Genomic DNA, 15,773 nt, shown 5'->3' on the forward strand with positions numbered 1-15,773 from the left:
ATCAGCCACTGGGCACCTCCGCCCGGGATTCGATCCTGTCGACGATGGCCCGCGCGTCGGCAAGGGATCGCGCCGAGATCGTACGCTCGACGGTCGCGCGGTCGAAGGACTGCAGGTCGGCGAGCAGGATGCCGGTGTCTTCGTACGGTGTCGACAGCGAGATCGGACCGATGTTCTGTTGGATGCCGCGGTAGATCACGACGGTGTCTTCGTCGGCGCCGACGAAGAAGCGCGTCTGCGTCCACTGGTAGGCGCCAAACAGGGCGACGCTGATCATCGCGAGCACGATCACGAAGCCCGCGATCCAGGCGAGCTGGCGTCGGCGCGATCGACGTCGGTCCTCTTCGATGAGCTCCTCGAGGAATTCTGGCGCCGGTTCGAAGTGCGTCGGCTCGTTGGCTGCCTGCCTTGCGGGGTGCAGCCAGCTCGTGCGGGAGCTGCGGGCGGCAGGGATGTCGATGCCGGCGGGGTTAGACGCCGAACCGACAACCGTCGGGGTTCCCGAGAACAACGGATGCCGCCCCCCGACATCCACGAGCACGATGGTGACGTTGTCGGGGGCTCCGGCATCCAGGGCCATCTTCAGCAGTGCGTCAGCGGTGCGGGCAGGGGCAAGATCTGCCCCGAGCGCCTTGGCCGTCTGCGTGTCGGGGACGACGCCGCACAGTCCGTCCGAGCACAGGAGCCACCGGTCACCCGGCTGAGTCGGCATGACGAAGGTGTCGATCTCAGGGTTCGGCGACATGTCGCCGAGCACACGCATCAGCACCGAGCGGCGCGGATGGTAGCGCGCTTCTTCGGGGGTGATGCGTCCCGAGTCGACCAGACGCTGCACGAACGTGTGATCGGTCGTGATCTGCGTCAGGGCTCCGTCGCGGTAGAGGTAGACACGCGAGTCGCCGATGTGGGCGATCACGGCGTAGTCGTCGACCATCGCGAGAGCGCTGACCGTCGTTCCCATGCCGGCCAGTTCCGGGCGGGCGGCGACGGTGTCGATGAGGGCAGCCGCGGTGTCGGTGATCGCCTCGCCGAGTGCCCGTTCGGCTGCCGCGGGCGATTCGAACGGGCGGTCGAGGTCTGCGAGTTGCGCGATCGCGATGCTCGAGGCCACGTCGCCGCCGGCGTGGCCGCCCATCCCGTCGGCGACGATGAACAGGTTCGATCCCGCGTACCCAGAGTCCTGGTTGTTCGAGCGCACCTTTCCGGTGTGCGACAGCGCGGCGCTGGAGCCTTCGAAGACCATGACGGGTCGGCCGTTACTTCCGCAGCTCGAAGGTCGTGGCGCCGACCTTGATCGGGGCTCCGATCTTCACCTCGACCGGCGCACTCACACGCGCACCGTCATGCCACGTGCCGTTTGTCGAATCGAGATCCTGCAGCATCCACTGCTCCCCCCAGAGCAGCAGGCGGGCGTGGTGGCTCGAGGTGTAGTCGTCACGGATGACCAGGCCCGACTCGCTGGAGCGCCCGATCGTCAGCGGCTCGGTTCCCAGGGGGAGTTCGAGACCGGCCTTGGGGCCACTCGTGATCACGATGCGCGAAACGGCTTCTTTGGTGGCGAGACCACCCGCAGCGCCAGCGGGAGCGCTCGGGGCAGTGGGTGCGACCGGTGCCGTCTCGCGGCGAACAGGTCCGACCGGCGCCACGGCTTCCGGCATCCGTCGCACCCGCACACCGAACACGTCGGCGCGCAGGGCGTAGACGACGGCGAACACGAAGAACCACAGCAGCAGCAGGAACCCGATCTGCAGCAGCAGAAGTGTCAGTTCACTCATGCGCGTCCGCCCCCGTCGAACACGTCGAAAGCCCGCGTGGCATCGGATGCCGGCTGTCGTGCCGGCGCGGAGGCCTGCGCGACGACGCGGAAGACCATGTCGGTGCGGCCGATCGTGATGGTGGAGTCTGGCGGCAGCGGCGACTCGCTGATCTTGCGACCGTTCAGCAGCGTGCCATTGGTCGACCCGAGATCGCGCACCATCGCGCGCTCGCCGTCCCACAGCACCTCGACGTGACGGCGGCTGGTGCCGGCATCCGCGAGTGTGATGTCTGCGTCGCTGCCGCGGCCGATCACGGTGCGGGCCTTGACCAGCGGATGCCGCTGGCCCGCGATGTCGAGAACGCCGCGCCAGGAGACCGAGCCCTGGGCGGTCGACGAATCGACCTGCAGAGTTCCGGTCGACAGGGCATCGTCGCGGCGAATGGTCACCGAGACGGGGCCGGCGAAGGTATACCCCTGCGACCGTGCGTGCTTCGTGACAAGCTCGGCGAGTTCGTCGACGAGCGGCTGACCGATCGCCTGCATCCGCTCGTTGTCTGCGGGTGCCAGCCTCACGGTGAAGGTGTTCGGGGCGAGGATCCGGTCCCGCGCGACCACGGCGGCCTTCTTATCGAGCTCGCTGCGCAGGGCGGAAGCGATCTCGACGGGTTGGATCCCGCTACGGAAGGTCTTCGCGAACGCGCCGTTCACGGCACGTTCGAGTCCCTTCTCGAAGCTGTCAAGTAGTCCCACGGATCTCCTCAGGCAGGCAGAGCGGTGGGTCCATGCTAGTTGGAGACTCTGAACAGGCCATGGACGACCTGTCGGGAGCGCCGATACCGGGCTCGACGCGCTGATCTGTCGTGATATCCTCGGGAAGTTGATCCGCGGTTCGCCGCGGTTCGCGCGAGTGGCGGAATAGGCAGACGCGCTGGCTTCAGGTGCCAGTGCCCGAAAGGGCGTGGGGGTTCAACTCCCCCCTCGCGCACAGGAGAGAAGGTCCCGAGAGGGGCCTTCTTTTCGTCCTACCCGAATCGAGGCGTCATGAGATTCCAGCGTGCCGCGGCCCTGGCCGCACTCACGATCGTGGGCATCGCACTGACAGGGTGCACCGCAGACTCGACACCAGATCCGAGCCCGACGCCGTCGTTCAGTGAGAGCGCCGAGGCGGCGCCGGGGTCTCGCGCCAACCCGCTCCCGGTCGGTGAGACCATTCGCCTCTCCGACGTGTCGGCGTGGTCGGTGGGTGCGACTGCGGCGACCGAGGTCGGCGACGGGTATGTCGTGCTGCCGATGCGCATCCTCATCGACTGGGACGCGATCCGTGATCAGCTCGCGGAGGCAGGGCAGGACCCCGCGGATGCCGACACCCTCGGGATCGACCCCTGGGCGTCGCTGGTCGTCCGCTACATCGGGGCGAGCGGGCGTAGCTACGAACTGTTCGAGAACGCCGCAGCCGACGTGCCGAACCAGCTCTGGTCGATCGGAACGGTGTATCCGCCCGCCGAAGACCTGTCGGCGAACGTCGCTGTGAGCGTCCCGGCCGAGGAGGTCGACGGCGGCGTGTGGACCGTGCTCAACACCGGCGGCGACGCCGTCTTTCTCGCGACCTCGTGAGTGGCCGGAGATCTCATCCAGCAGCAGTACCAGTGAGGCGCGCGTGTCGATAGAGTGTGGCTCGTCGCGCTTTGGCGCGATCTATCCGGGGGGATCCGTCGACGCCCGGGTCTGGAGCGTTGCTCGGCCCGGGCGTTCGATGGCACCGCGTTCGATGGTCAGGACCGGCCGCTGCGGAGGAGCTCTCGGCTCGATCCTGCGAGCTGACGCAGCGACGCGTCGGGGAGGAAGGCCCGGGTCAACGCCATTCCGATCCGAGCCAGGTCGGCCTCGTCGCGATACAGCAGGTATAGCGACTCGTAGCGGGGATGGAACTTCTCCTTGAAGCGGTGCAGTGACCGGAAGCCGTAGACCGGCTCCAACATGTCGGCGAGCCGCTCGGTGATGTCGGCGATCATCCCGGCGTCCGGTGGATAGTCGTGTGTGAGGGGAGCGCCCGACAGCGACAGCATCCGGGCTCCCTCGTCGGCGAAGAACCGTGCCGACGAGCCGATCAGAAACTCCATCACGGGCCCGAACCCGCCCTCGCGACGGCGCATGAGGTCGAGCGTCCACCCTTCGACCCGGCCCTCGCCGTACACCGGCAGCCAGGAAAGGAATCCGTCGACGTCGCCGTTCGGTGAGATCGCCAGGGCGAGCCGCACTTCAGGGTCTGCAGCCTCGTGCAGCGTGCCCAGGGTGAAGCCCATCTCGGGCAGCCCCTTGTCGCCGACCCACATGTCCGAGATGGCGCGCAGCTGCTGCTGGATGCCCCAGGGCTCATCGGCCAGGTGCGTCATCCGGAACGTCATCTCCTCGCGGCTCGCGCGGTTCAGTGACGTGCGAACCGCAGCCCACCGCTTGCCGGTGAACTCGAGCCCCGCCAGGTCGACGATCGTGTCGTCAGCGACGATGAGGCTGCGCCAGCCCTCCGGCACGACAGCGCGGGTTGCTTCGTCCGCCGAGAAGAAGCAGGGGATGAGTCCCGCGCTCTCTGCCGTCGAGACGAACTCTCGCACTGATTCGGCTCGGCTCGCGGGCGGCCCGAGGGGGTCGGCGAGTACCAGCGCCACCCCCGAGCGGCGCTGGTAGGCGACGATCCCCGACCTCGTGCGGGCGTACGAGAGACCCTCCCACGTCGTCATCCACGAGAGGGTGCCGCCGCCGAAGGCGTGCAGCATCTCGCGGACCTCGCCGGCCGTGGGGATGGGGCTGAGGCCCAACTTCGCTCGCCGCCGGCCACGGAAAGCGCCGCGCACCCAGGCGAGATAGACGAGCAGGATGCCCCACAACACCGCCGTCGCGACGGTGACTGACGGGTCGCCGTCCCAGGTGAGGTCGGCGGCGGGGAAGGTGAAGTACAGGGCGATGACCAGGATGCCGAGAACGACGTTGATGCTCGCAAGAATCACGGCGATGACCCATGCCCAGCGGCGACCGCGGAAGAGCCCCCGGGCCACCAGAAGCAGGATGATGACGTCGATCGCCGTGTCGATCCAGGATCCGCCGCCGAGTTCGGTCCGGCCGAACGGTCCGTTGGTCGGAACGATCGAGGTGAGCGTCTCGACCGCTGCCAGCGCGAGGACCGCGACAAGAGCGACGAATCGCTGCTCCTGAACGCTCACGCGGCGAAGCCGCAGCGGTCTCGCCACGACCAGAACAAGCAGGATGGCGAACGCGTGCACGACATCCGCCAGCGAACCCCAGTAGAGCAGTGCCACCGCGCTACCGCCGAGCAGCACCAGCCACGCACGGGAACGCCACGGGGAGGGGAGGACCGTAGCCGCGGCGGCGAGGCATGCCATGGTACCGCCGGAGGGTCCGACATCCAGGGCGAGTGCCTCGCGCTGCGCCCAGGGCCAGGGTGTGAAGGCGAGAAGCCAGAGCGCCAGGGCGCTCGCGAAGATCGCGAAGAGCTGCCCGACCGTGTAGTACGCGAGGGCAACCCGCGTCCCGCGGCGCCACTCGAGGTAGCCCATGCCGATGAAGCTCGCGAGAGTGATGGCGTAGACCCACGGATGTACGACGAAGAACGTTCCCGTGACCGGCGTCCACCACCGGCCCTCGAGGAACGCCGGCAGTCCGTACGCGACCTCCGCGAAGAGCGGGTTGTGCTTGAACGATCGCCACAGGCCCTGCGAGATGATGCCCACCGCGAGTAGTGCGAGCACGAACACGATCGTGGCAGGCATCCGCGACACCGCGGTTCGGATCCCGAACCCGGACGCCCGGCGCGCGGGAGTCTCGGTCGCTGCGGTGTCGGTCATCGTTGCCCTCCTGCGCACCTATTCTGTCGGTGCCAGGAGCAATCCGCGCAGCGACGCGACGTCGTCGACCGTCGCCTGCGCGCCCTCGGATTCGTGGGGCCAACTGAAACCCCACCGCACGAAGATCACGGGGACATCGTTAGCGGCGCCCCCGTCGACATCGTGGTGGCGGTCCCCGATGAGCACGGGTCGCGACGTGTCTACACCGACAGCCCGCAGTCTCCGCAGCGCTTCAGCGACGATGTCGGCCTTCGCGCTCAGAGTCCGCTCGTCGGGAGTGGCACCGGTTATCGCACGCAGGTGCGGCGACAGCGCGAAATGCTCCATGAGGGCGACGACCTGGTTCTCCGGCTTCGAGCTGGCGGTCGCCTGCGGGATGCCGGCGCTGTCGAGATCGGCGATGAGTTCTCCGATCCCGTCGAACAACCGCGCACCGGTCGTGTAGCCGTCGGCTTTGCTGAGGGCGCGGTAGTACGCTACGGCATCCGTCGACTGCTCCGGTGTCATGCCGAGGTTCACCTGAAAGGACTCGAACATGGGCGGACCGATCCAGTGGACGAGCTCTGCCCGGGTCGGTGCGGGGTAGCCGAAGTGCTCGAGGGTCGTGGTCAGTCGGCGAAGGATGCCGTCGGAGGCGTCGACGACGGTGCCGTCGACATCCCACAGCACACAGGTCCAGGGAGATCGCATGACTCCACGCTAGGGGAACCCAGCGGGGCGGCAGTCGCTGGAGGCCCCGTTAGAACAGGCGGGGCGCTCCCGACTCGATGCCCTTCATCCCCTCGTAGTCGAGGGTGACGCACCGGATGCCGCGGTCAGTCGCCAGCACGCGCGCTTGCGGCTTGATCTCCTGGGCAGCGAAGACTCCCGTCACCGGTGCCAGGTGCGGATCGCGCCCGAGCAGCTCGAGGTAGCGCGTGAGCTGCTCAACACCGTCGATGTCGCCCCGGCGCTTCACCTCGACGGCGATCGTGCCGCCCTCGGGGTTGCGCAGCAGGAGGTCCACCGGGCCGATTGCGGTCGGATACTCGCGACGCACGAGGCTCAGGCCGTCGCCGATGACGTCGACCTGCTCGGCAAGGAGACGCTGGAGGTCTGCTTCGACGCCGTCTTTCACCAGGCCCGGGTCGACGCCGAGCTCGTGCGTGGAGTCGTGCACGACCTCGTAGATCCGCACGAGGAGGGCGTCGCCGGTCTTCGCATGCGTGACGCGCCACTGCTCGATGACGCCGACATCGGCGGCTTCGGCATCCGGCTCTTCCACGACCAGCGAGCAGGGCGGGCTCATCCAGTTCAGGGGTTTGTAGGAGCCGCCGTCCGAGTGCACCAGCAGCGAACCGTCGCCCTTGTGCACCAGGAGCCTGGTCGCGAGCGCGAGATGCGCGTTCAGTCGGCCGGTGTAATCGACGGTGCAGCGGGCGATGACAAGACGCACCCGTCGAGCCTAATGGCCCTCAGTCCGCTCGCCGCCCGCGGGAGCGGCGGCAGGCACCGGGAGGGGGCGGGCAGCGCCCGATGCGAGGCCCGAGGCGATCGCGAGGGCGACCAGGATGTACAGCGTGTTGAGCACGCCGATGTGGAAGCTGATGAACCCGAGGATCGGCGGGCCGCACAGGAACGCGACGTAGCCGATCGTGGCCGCCGCGCTCACGCGCGCTGCAGCCTTCGCGGGGTCGTCGGCGGCTGCCGACATCCCGAGAGGGAAGCCGAGCGAGGTACCCGCGCCCCAGAGCGCCGCCCCGACGAAGATGAGTGGCACATTCGGCGCGAGGATGAACAGCAGCAGGCCGGATGCCGCGAGCACAGAGAGAACGCGCAACGTGGCAACGCGGCCGAAGCGGTCGACGAGAGGCCCACCGAAAACCCGGACGACGGTCATGCTGACCGAGAACACGGCAAGCCCGATCGCCCCGAGCGCTTCGCTCGCGCCATGTCCGTCCACGACCCCGAGCGCGAGCCAGTCGTTGGCGCCGCCCTCGGCGAACGCCATCCCGAGCATGATGATCCCGAGTGTGTAGGTGCGGGGTTCCTTCCACGCCGACAGAGCGACGCTCAGGCGTTCGCGCATGCCCGGCTTCTGGGCCGGCTCCGGGTCGGCATCCGGGTCCATCGCGATCTCCCGGGCCGGCACGTTGGCGCTCGCCCAGAGACCGGTCAGCACGAGCAGGCCGGCGATCACCGCGGTGTGCGTCAGTACGTTGAGGTTCATGGCGATCGCCAGGGCCCCGAGCCCCGCGCCGGCGACGGTTCCGAAACTGAAGAACGCGTGGAAGAGGGGAAGGATCGTCTTTCCGATCGTCTTCTCGATCGCAGCACCCTCGACGTTCATCATGACGTCGACGGATCCGTTGCCCAGGCCGAACAGAGCGAGACCGACGATCACGAGAATGTACGAGTTTGCGACGTCGACACCGATTCCAACGAGCGCGACACCGACCGAGAAGGTGAGGATGGCGCCGAGCATGCTTCGGCGAGCACCGAACCGCGCGAGAACGACGGATGCCAGGGACAGACCGATGATCGAGGCCATACCGGCGCCCAGCAGCATGAAGCCGATCTGGATGTTGTCGACGCCGAGCGTCGCCTTGATCGCCGGCACCCGCGCAGCCCACGTTGCCACGCTCAGCCCACTGAGGAAGAAGATGGTGAAGACCGCGGTGCGCCACCGGACGATCTGAGCGCGAGAGAGAGCGGTATCCACCGGTCGAGTGTATCGAATCGTTTCGAGGCGCACCATCTCACGGGGAACTGCGTGTGCGAGCCAGTACCATCAAGGCACCATGAGCGAGCGCAGGGCAACGATCACTGACGTCGCGCGCGAAGCCGGAGTCTCGGCATCCACGGCGTCCGTCGTCTTCAGCGGCAACGCGCCTGCCTCCGCCGAGACGCGCCGGCGCGTGCTAGCGGCTGCTGAGGCTCTCGGGTACACCGGTCCGGATCCCCGCGCCGCGTCGCTGCGTCGGGGTCGGTCCGGCATCGTCGGCGTCGTGTTCGGAGGCTCGCTGCGTTCCGCCTTTCACGACCCGGTGACGATCGCGATGATGGATGGGATCGCCGAGGGGGTGGCACCGCTTCGCGCCGGACTGCTGCTTCTGCCGGATGAGACGTCCTCTGCGGCGCCGGCAACCGAAACCGACAGCGGTGCGATCGAGGTGCCATCGGCGATGACCTCCGCGCCGATCGATGCTGCGGTCCTCGTCGGATTCGGCCAAACCCGCCAGCCCTCGCTCGAGGTGTTGCGTGCTCGCCGCGTGCCGGTCGTCATCATCGAGGGCGATGCGGGGCCCGACATCCCGCGGATCGAGCTCGACAACAGTGCGGCGCAGCAGCGGGCAGCGAGCTACCTGCGGGGCCTCGGCCACGAGAGGGTGACGATCCTCACCCTCCCGATCCGCCCCTCGCGCGCCCGCGGCTGGTTCGGCCCCGCCGACGCCGTCAAGGTCGATGTGACCGCGGCGCGCCTGGTCGGTGCCCGGGCTGTCTACCCCGATGCCCCGACGTACGCAGCGGTGACCAGTTCGATCGATGAGGGCCTGACCGCCGGCCGCGAGATTCTCGCCGGACCCGACCGCCCGACGGCGGTCATCGCCCAGACCGACCTGCTGGCCGCCGGCGTCATCCGCGCGGCCGAAGAGTGCGGCCTGCGCGTTCCCGACGATCTCAGCGTCACCGGCTTCGATGGAGTCGAGGTCGACGGACTGGATGCCTATGAGCTGACGACCCTGGTGCAGCCGGCCGTCGAGAAGGGTCGCGCGGCCGGCGCCGCGGTCGTGGCGATGCTGGCGGGGGAGGATGCCGCGTCCGTCACGTTCACGTGTTCCTTCCGAATCGGCACCACGGCAGGGCCGGTTCCCCGGGGTAATCCCGCATCCACCGGCCGCGCCTGAACACTGCCCGGATAGGATGAAAGCCACACCCTGATCGCCCGATCCCGCAGCATCGACGGGACGACGACCACGAGGAGGCCGGCATGCTCCTCGTTCTCGTGGCGTTCACGATCGGGTCACTCGCACTGCCGCTGCTCGTGCGGGCGTGGGGTCCACGGGCATTCTTCGCCGCCGCCGCGGTCTCGTTCGGGGCTTTCGTGTACACCGCGGCGCTCTCACCCCGAGTGCTTGCCGGCGACATCCCCTTCGAGTCGTTCACCTGGATCGAACCTCTCGATATCGAGCTGTCGATGCGGATGGACACCCTGTCGTGGGTCCTCGCGCTGATCGTCACCGGAGTCGGTGCTCTCGTTCTGCTGTACTGCCGCTGGTACTTCGACGGGAAGGAAGAGCTCGGCCAGTTCGCCGCCGTGCTGCTCGCGTTCGCGGGGGCGATGTACGGGCTCGTGCTCACTGACGATGTCGTCGTGCTCGTGATGTTCTGGGAGGTCACGAGCGTTCTGTCGTACCTGTTGATCGGCCACTACAACAGACGTGCGGCCAGCAGGCGCGCTGCCCTGCAGGCGCTTCTGGTGACGACTCTCGGTGGCCTGGTGATGCTCATCGGTGTCGTGCTCGTCGTGGTGCAGGCAGGAACCTCAAGCCTGTCCGAGATCCTCGCCGACCCACCGGTCAGTCCCGTCATGACCGCGGCGCTCGTGTTGCTGCTGGTCGGCGCGCTCAGCAAGTCGGCGATCTTCCCCTTCCACTTCTGGCTCCCCGGCGCGATGGCGGCCCCGACACCGGTCTCGGCCTATCTGCACGCGGCAGCCATGGTCAAAGCCGGCATCTATCTCGTTGCGGTATTGGCGCCGGTCTTCGCCGAGAATCCCGCGTGGCATCCGATCGTGATCGGCCTCGGTGGTTTCACGATGCTGCTCGGCGGATGGCAGGCCCTGCGTGAGACAGATCTCAAACGCCTTCTCGCCTACGGAACTGTCAGCCAGCTGGGTTTCCTCATGGTCGTCCTCGGCTATGGCACCCAGGATGCCGCTCTGGCGGGACTCGCTCTGCTGCTCAGTCATGCCCTCTTCAAGTCCGCGCTGTTCCTGATCGTCGGGATCATCGACCACCAGCTCTCGACCCGCGATCTTCGTGAGATCAGTGGACTCGGACGTCAGGTGCCAGCCCTTGCCACGGCCGCGATCGTGTCGATCGCGTCGATGGTCGGCATCATCCCCACCGTCGGGTTCGTGGCGAAGGAGGGTGCGCTCGCAGCCCTCCTGGATGAGGCGGTCGGAGGCTCGGCATGGGGCCTTGTCGCGCTTCTGGCTGTCGTCGTCGGTTCAGTGCTGACCGCGGCGTACGGCATCCGGTTCGTGTGGGGAGCGTTCTGGACCAAGCGCGACATGGCTACGGTGTCGTGGCCGGCCCCGTCGGCGGGATTCCTGTCGGCGCCGGTGATCCTGGCTGCGCTCAGCCTTGCGGGAGGATTCGCCGCTCCCCTTCTCGATGTCGCATTCGCGCCGTACGCGCAGCTCGCGCCGCTGGCGACCGCCGAGGTGTCCGTGCCCGAGCACCCCGCTTATCTCGCACTGTGGCACGGGTTCGAGCCGGCCCTGTGGATTTCGCTCGGCACGATCGCGCTCGGTGCCGTGCTCTTTGTCTTTACGGCGCGGGGAGTCGGACGCCGGCGCGTTCTTCCCTTCACGGCGGTGGATGCCTATAACGGCTCGTTGCGGATGATCGAGCGACTCTCGGTGCTGACGACCACGCTCGTCCAGCGCGGTTCACTCCCGGTCTACGTCGCCACGATCTTCCTCGTTCTTGTGGCCGGCGAGGGAACCGCGTTGTTGGCCTCATCGGACTGGCAGGCAGACCTCGACGCCTTCCACACGCCCGTGCAACTCGCCGTTGCTCCGGTGATGATCGCGGCCGGAGTCATTGCCGTTCGTGCCCGCAAGCGCTACACGGGTGTCGTGCTCGTCTCGGTCACCGGCCTCGGTATGGTCGTGCTCTTCGCAACGAGCGGTGCACCTGATCTCGCTCTCACCCAGATCCTCGTCGAGACCGTCACACTGGTCGCATTCGCGCTCGTGCTGCGCCGCATCCCGTCGCGCCTCGGCGCTCATAACGGTTCGTCGTTCGCCGTGGGCCGCGCGATACTGGCCGTGCTCGTGGGACTCACGATGGCCGGCGTTGCCATCGTCGCAACCGGCGCCCGCGTCGACCTGCCCATCTCGCTCGCCTTCCCGAACCTTGCTTACGAGATCGGGCACGGCAAGAACGTCGTGAACGTCGCGCTAGTCGATCTGCGTGGCTGGGACACGATGGGTGAACTCTCGGTCGTCGTTCTCGCCGCCACCGGTGTGGCCTCCCTCGTCTTCGTGACGAATCGCTCCGACACGCTCCCTCAGATCACGCAGCCCATCGTCCAGCGCGCTCACCGCGCGCTGCGCCGTCGCACGCCGCTGGCTGAGACTGACGCCGACGGCCCGACCGGCCGCAACGCCTGGCTCGTCGCGGGGCAGCGTGTGCGTCCCGAGAACCGGTCGATCCTGCTCGAGATCGTGGTGCGGATCCTCTTCCACTCGATCATCATCGTGTCGCTGTATCTGCTGTTCGCCGGGCACAACCTTCCCGGTGGTGGGTTCGCAGCGGGTCTCGTTGCCGGGATGGCGCTGGTGATGCGCTACATCGCCGGGGGTCGCTACGAGCTCGGCGCTGCTGCACCCACCGACGCTGGACGCTTCCTCGGGATCGGCATGGGTATCGCCGTTGCCTGCGCCATCATCCCGCTCGCATTCGGCGTCGAGCCGCTGACACGGGCCATCTTCGAGGCCGATGTGCCCGTGCTCGGGCACATCGAGTTCGTGACCTCGACGATCTTCGACGTCGGTGTGTACCTGGTCGTGATCGGGCTGGTGCTGGATGTCCTGCGCAGTCTTGGTGCCGAGGTCGACCGTCAGGCCAACGCAGCGGGGACGTCGGTCGCGGCACGCGAGGAGGTGAGCGGATCGTGAACGTCTCGATCGTTCTCATCGTCATCATGGCGGTGCTCTTCGCCGCCGGCGTGTACGCGATGCTCGAGCGCAGCCTCACGCGCGTGCTCATCGGGTTCCTCCTGCTCGGCAACGCAGCCAACCTCTTGCTGCTCATCGTCATGGGGCGGCCCGGTATCGCGCCGTTCTACGGCGACGGTGAACCTCAGGAGATGTCGGACCCCCTGCCGCAGGCGCTCACGTTGACCGCGATCGTGATCACCTTCGCGATCTCGGCGTTCCTGCTCGCGCTGATCTACCGCTCGTGGCAACTGGGCCAGGCCGACACGTTCGACGAGGACGAAGCGGATGTCGCGCTTCGCGAGCGCGGCATGCGAGCCGACGACGAGATGGATCAGGAGATCGAACCCGAAGACGACGACGCGACGAGCGACTTCCTCGCATCCGAAGCCACGGATGATCGGACGAAGGGATCAGGTTCATGACCGCCCTCGTTCCGCTCCTGGTCACGCTGCCGCTGCTGGGTGCGGCCATCGCGCTCATTGCCGGCCGCCACCGCCGGGTTCAGGTCGGTGTCTCGGTGGTCACGCTCGTCCTGACGCTCGCGATCGCGACAGTGCTGCTGGTCGCTGTCGACGCCTCCAACCTCCCCTTCGCCGTATCGGTGGGAGGCTGGCCCGTCCCGTTCGGGATCGTGCTCTACGTCGATCGCCTTGCGGCGCTGCTCGTCATGGTCTCGAGCGTCGTGCTGCTTGCCGTGTTGCTCTTCTCGATCGGCCAGGGAGCCGCCGACGGCGACGACGACACCCCGGTCTCGATCTTCCACCCGACGTACCTCATCCTCGCGGCGGGTATCTTCGTCGCCTTCACCGCGGGTGACCTGTTCAACCTGTATGTCGGTTTCGAGATCCTGCTCGTCGCGTCCTACGTGCTCATCACCCTCGGAAACAGTGAGCAGCGCATCCGTGCGGGCATCACCTACATCGTCGTTTCCCTGGTCTCGTCGATCCTGTTCCTCTCGGCGATCGCGATGATCTACGGCGCGACAGGCACGGTCAACATGGTCCAGCTCGCCGACCGGATGACGCAGCTGCCGCAGGAAACGCAATACGTGCTGCACGTCATGCTGCTGCTCGCGTTCGCGATCAAGGCAGCGGTCTTCCCCGTCTCGTTCTGGCTTCCCGACTCGTACCCGACGGCGCCAGCGCCGGTTACTGCGGTGTTCGCGGGCCTGCTGACCAAGGTCGGCGTCTACGCGATCATCCGCACCGAAACCCAGATCTTCCTCGAGAACGACCTCAATACGATCCTGCTCATCGCGGCTCTCGCGACGATGGTGATCGGCATCCTGGGTGCCGTCGCGCAGGCCGAACTCAAACGGATTCTGTCGTTCACCCTGGTCAGCCACGTCGGCTACATGATCTTCGGGATCGCGATCGCGACGCCCGCGGCGATCGGGGCGACGATCTACTACATGGTCCACCACATCGTGGTGCAAACGACGCTCTTCCTCGCGGTGGGCCTCGTTGAACGCCGGGCCGGAAGCACCTCGATCCTCAAGGTCAAGGGGCTCATGCGGGCGGCCCCCGTCATCGCGCTGCTGTACTTCATCCCGGCCGTCAACCTCGGCGGCCTCCCACCGTTCTCGGGCTTCATCGGCAAATACGCGCTGTTCGACGCGGGGGCGGCGGTCGGCACACCGCTGATGATGACGCTCATCGTCGCCGGGATTGCGACGAGCCTGCTCACCCTGTATGCCCTCATACGAGCGTGGAACCTCTCGTTCTGGCGCGAGGAAGACGATTCGAGCGAGACCGCGCAGCGCACGGCCTATCTGCGGGAAGCGCCTGCGGCAACGACCGTCACTGAACGCCGGGTGATCCCGCGCATCATGACGGCGGGTACCGCAGGGATGGTGGCGTTCAGCGTCGCACTGACGGTGTTCGCCGGGCCGCTGTATGAGATCTGCGCCCGGGTCGGCGGTGCGCTGCTCGAGCCGATCACCGTCGTCCAGCTGGACGAGTCCGTCGACATGAGCGGGGAGGTGCAGCAGTGACTGATCGCTCCCCCGAGCCCGTCGGCTTCTTCACCGCGATCTGGCGGCAGCTTCCCGTCCTGCTGTGGTTGACGGCGCTGTGGATGCTGCTGTGGGGACAGTTCACGGTGCTCGCCTTTCTCACCGGCCTTCTCGCTGCCATCGCCGTCACGGTCGTCTTCCACCTTCCGGTGGTCGAGCTGTCGGGGCGGCTCAACCTCTGGTACGCGTTGGTTTTCGTCGTCACTTTCCTCGGGGGTCTCGTGCGCGGCTCGCTGACAGTCGCGTGGCAGGTGCTCGACCTGCGCCGGCAGCCCCGCACTGCCGTGATCGGCGTCCAGCTGCGCACTGACGATGACCTGCTGATGGCTCACACCGCGATCACGTGTTCGCTCATTCCCGGCTCGCTCGTGCTGGATGCCGACCGCGATCGCCGCATCCTGTACCTGCACATCATCGGCGTGCGCGGGCAGAAGGAGATCGTCGCCAATCGGCGCGAGACGCTCCTGTGGGAGGCGCGGCTGACCCGGGCGTTCGGGTCGCGCGAGCAGCTGCACCGGCTTCGGCAGGCGCAGAAGGCGGAGGTGTCATGACGATCTCGACGATCCTGATCATCGCCATCTACATCGCGTTCACGGCAGCGGCGCTCGTCACGCTGTGGCGCATCGTCGTGGGGCCCTCGATCCTCGATCGCGCTGTCGCGTCCGATGTGCTGTTGACCGAGGTTGTCTGCGTCCTCGGCGCCGACATGGTGATCGGACACCACACTCGCACCCTGCCGGTCCTCCTGATCATTGCCGCGGTCGGCATCTTCGGATCGATCGCGATCGCTCGGTTCGTCGCCCGAAAGGACGTGACGAAATGACGGATGCTGAGATCGCGGCCCTTCTGGACGGAACGGCTCTCGTGCTGATCCTGATCGGCGCGCTGCTGTGCGTGACGGCGGCGATCGGGCTGGCGCGGTTCCGCGATGTCCCCAGCCGCCTGCACGCCGCGACCAAGCCCCAGGTGTTGGGCGTCATCCTGGTGTGCATCGCGATCGCCCTCGCACAGCGCAGTTGGGCGGTCGTCGCGTTCATCGTGCCGATCATCCTGATCCAGCTCGCGGCGTCGCCACTTGCGGCCCAGATGGTGGGCCGTCAGGCGTACCGCAACCGCACGATGGACGTCGATGACCTCGTGGTCGACGAACTCGCCGACGCCGAGATCGAGACCTCCCGCCCCGAGACCGGCGCCGATCCCGGCTGAGGC

15 protein-coding genes and 1 tRNA gene are annotated in these 15,773 nt (G+C 67.4%); 9 read left to right on the forward strand and 7 right to left on the reverse strand.

The features are described 5' to 3' along the window. Position 1: 1 nt before the first annotated feature. Genes AB0O89_RS05070 through AB0O89_RS05080 form a run of 3 tightly spaced genes read right to left on the reverse strand, consistent with a single transcriptional unit; the run spans position 2 to position 2,509 of the window. On the reverse strand, positions 2–1,243 hold the full coding sequence (locus AB0O89_RS05070; protein WP_363494794.1) for a PP2C family serine/threonine-protein phosphatase: 1,242 nt from the start codon (positions 1,241–1,243) through the stop codon (positions 2–4). Between the two features lie 13 nt (positions 1,244–1,256). Then, positions 1,257–1,775 (reverse strand): FHA domain-containing protein, encoded by a 519-nt coding sequence (locus tag AB0O89_RS05075; protein WP_363494796.1) that lies wholly within the window; start codon positions 1,773–1,775, stop codon positions 1,257–1,259. Further along, positions 1,772–2,509, reverse strand: coding sequence for a DUF3662 and FHA domain-containing protein (locus AB0O89_RS05080; protein ID WP_363494798.1), 738 nt, complete (start codon positions 2,507–2,509; stop codon positions 1,772–1,774). Before AB0O89_RS05080 ends, AB0O89_RS05075 begins: the two co-directional genes overlap by 4 nt. A gap of 151 nt (positions 2,510–2,660) precedes the next feature. Here AB0O89_RS05080 and AB0O89_RS05085 point away from each other — a divergent pair. Next, a tRNA-Leu gene (locus tag AB0O89_RS05085) sits at positions 2,661–2,744 on the forward strand. A 56-nt stretch (positions 2,745–2,800) separates the two neighbouring features. Beyond that, complete coding sequence (locus AB0O89_RS05090) at positions 2,801–3,373, forward strand: hypothetical protein (protein ID WP_363494800.1); 573 nt, start codon at positions 2,801–2,803, stop codon at positions 3,371–3,373. A gap of 158 nt (positions 3,374–3,531) precedes the next feature. Here the strand turns inward: AB0O89_RS05090 and AB0O89_RS05095 are convergent, their stop codons facing one another. From AB0O89_RS05095 to AB0O89_RS05110, 4 genes are read right to left on the reverse strand one after another with little or no spacing between them, the layout of a single operon-like run. Then, positions 3,532–5,619: a DUF2156 domain-containing protein gene (locus AB0O89_RS05095; RefSeq protein ID WP_363494802.1), complete on the reverse strand. Its 2,088-nt coding sequence runs from the start codon at positions 5,617–5,619 to the stop codon at positions 3,532–3,534. A gap of 18 nt (positions 5,620–5,637) precedes the next feature. Then, complete coding sequence (locus AB0O89_RS05100; RefSeq protein ID WP_363494804.1) at positions 5,638–6,309, reverse strand: HAD hydrolase-like protein; 672 nt, start codon at positions 6,307–6,309, stop codon at positions 5,638–5,640. 49 nt (positions 6,310–6,358) lie between these two features. Continuing rightward, on the reverse strand, positions 6,359–7,054 hold the full coding sequence (nucS, locus tag AB0O89_RS05105; protein WP_363494806.1) for an endonuclease NucS: 696 nt from the start codon (positions 7,052–7,054) through the stop codon (positions 6,359–6,361). Positions 7,055–7,063: 9 nt separating this feature from the next. Next, on the reverse strand, positions 7,064–8,320 hold the full coding sequence (locus AB0O89_RS05110; RefSeq protein ID WP_363494808.1) for an MFS transporter: 1,257 nt from the start codon (positions 8,318–8,320) through the stop codon (positions 7,064–7,066). A 79-nt stretch (positions 8,321–8,399) separates the two neighbouring features. Here AB0O89_RS05110 and AB0O89_RS05115 point away from each other — a divergent pair, with 79 nt between their 5' ends. The 7 genes from AB0O89_RS05115 (at position 8,400) to mnhG (ending at position 15,770) form a co-directional block, all read left to right on the forward strand. Next, positions 8,400–9,506 carry a substrate-binding domain-containing protein gene (locus AB0O89_RS05115; protein WP_363494810.1) on the forward strand — a complete coding sequence of 369 codons (1,107 nt, stop codon included), beginning with the start codon at positions 8,400–8,402 and terminating at the stop codon, positions 9,504–9,506. An 83-nt stretch (positions 9,507–9,589) separates the two neighbouring features. Beyond that, positions 9,590–12,508: a Na+/H+ antiporter subunit A gene (locus AB0O89_RS05120; protein ID WP_363494812.1), complete on the forward strand. Its 2,919-nt coding sequence runs from the start codon at positions 9,590–9,592 to the stop codon at positions 12,506–12,508. Then, positions 12,505–12,972 carry a Na(+)/H(+) antiporter subunit C gene (locus tag AB0O89_RS05125; RefSeq protein ID WP_341579788.1) on the forward strand — a complete coding sequence of 156 codons (468 nt, stop codon included), beginning with the start codon at positions 12,505–12,507 and terminating at the stop codon, positions 12,970–12,972. The genes AB0O89_RS05120 and AB0O89_RS05125 overlap by 4 nt, the downstream gene beginning before the upstream one ends. After that, entirely contained in the window at positions 12,969–14,543 is a 1,575-nt protein-coding gene (locus AB0O89_RS05130) for a Na+/H+ antiporter subunit D (RefSeq protein WP_363494814.1), read from the forward strand. The genes AB0O89_RS05125 and AB0O89_RS05130 overlap by 4 nt, the downstream gene beginning before the upstream one ends. Further along, positions 14,540–15,115, forward strand: a complete 576-nt coding sequence (locus AB0O89_RS05135) for a Na+/H+ antiporter subunit E (protein WP_363494816.1) — start codon at positions 14,540–14,542, stop codon at positions 15,113–15,115. Before AB0O89_RS05130 ends, AB0O89_RS05135 begins: the two co-directional genes overlap by 4 nt. Next, positions 15,112–15,387: a monovalent cation/H+ antiporter complex subunit F gene (locus AB0O89_RS05140; protein WP_300591805.1), complete on the forward strand. Its 276-nt coding sequence runs from the start codon at positions 15,112–15,114 to the stop codon at positions 15,385–15,387. The genes AB0O89_RS05135 and AB0O89_RS05140 overlap by 4 nt, the downstream gene beginning before the upstream one ends. Beyond that, positions 15,384–15,770 carry a monovalent cation/H(+) antiporter subunit G gene (mnhG, locus tag AB0O89_RS05145; protein ID WP_363494821.1) on the forward strand — a complete coding sequence of 129 codons (387 nt, stop codon included), beginning with the start codon at positions 15,384–15,386 and terminating at the stop codon, positions 15,768–15,770. The genes AB0O89_RS05140 and mnhG overlap by 4 nt, the downstream gene beginning before the upstream one ends. The last annotated feature ends 3 nt before the right edge of the window (positions 15,771–15,773 follow it).

The sequence above is a fragment of the Microbacterium sp. NPDC076895 genome (assembly GCF_040687115.1).
Taxonomy (GTDB): Bacteria; Actinomycetota; Actinomycetes; order Actinomycetales; family Microbacteriaceae; genus Microbacterium.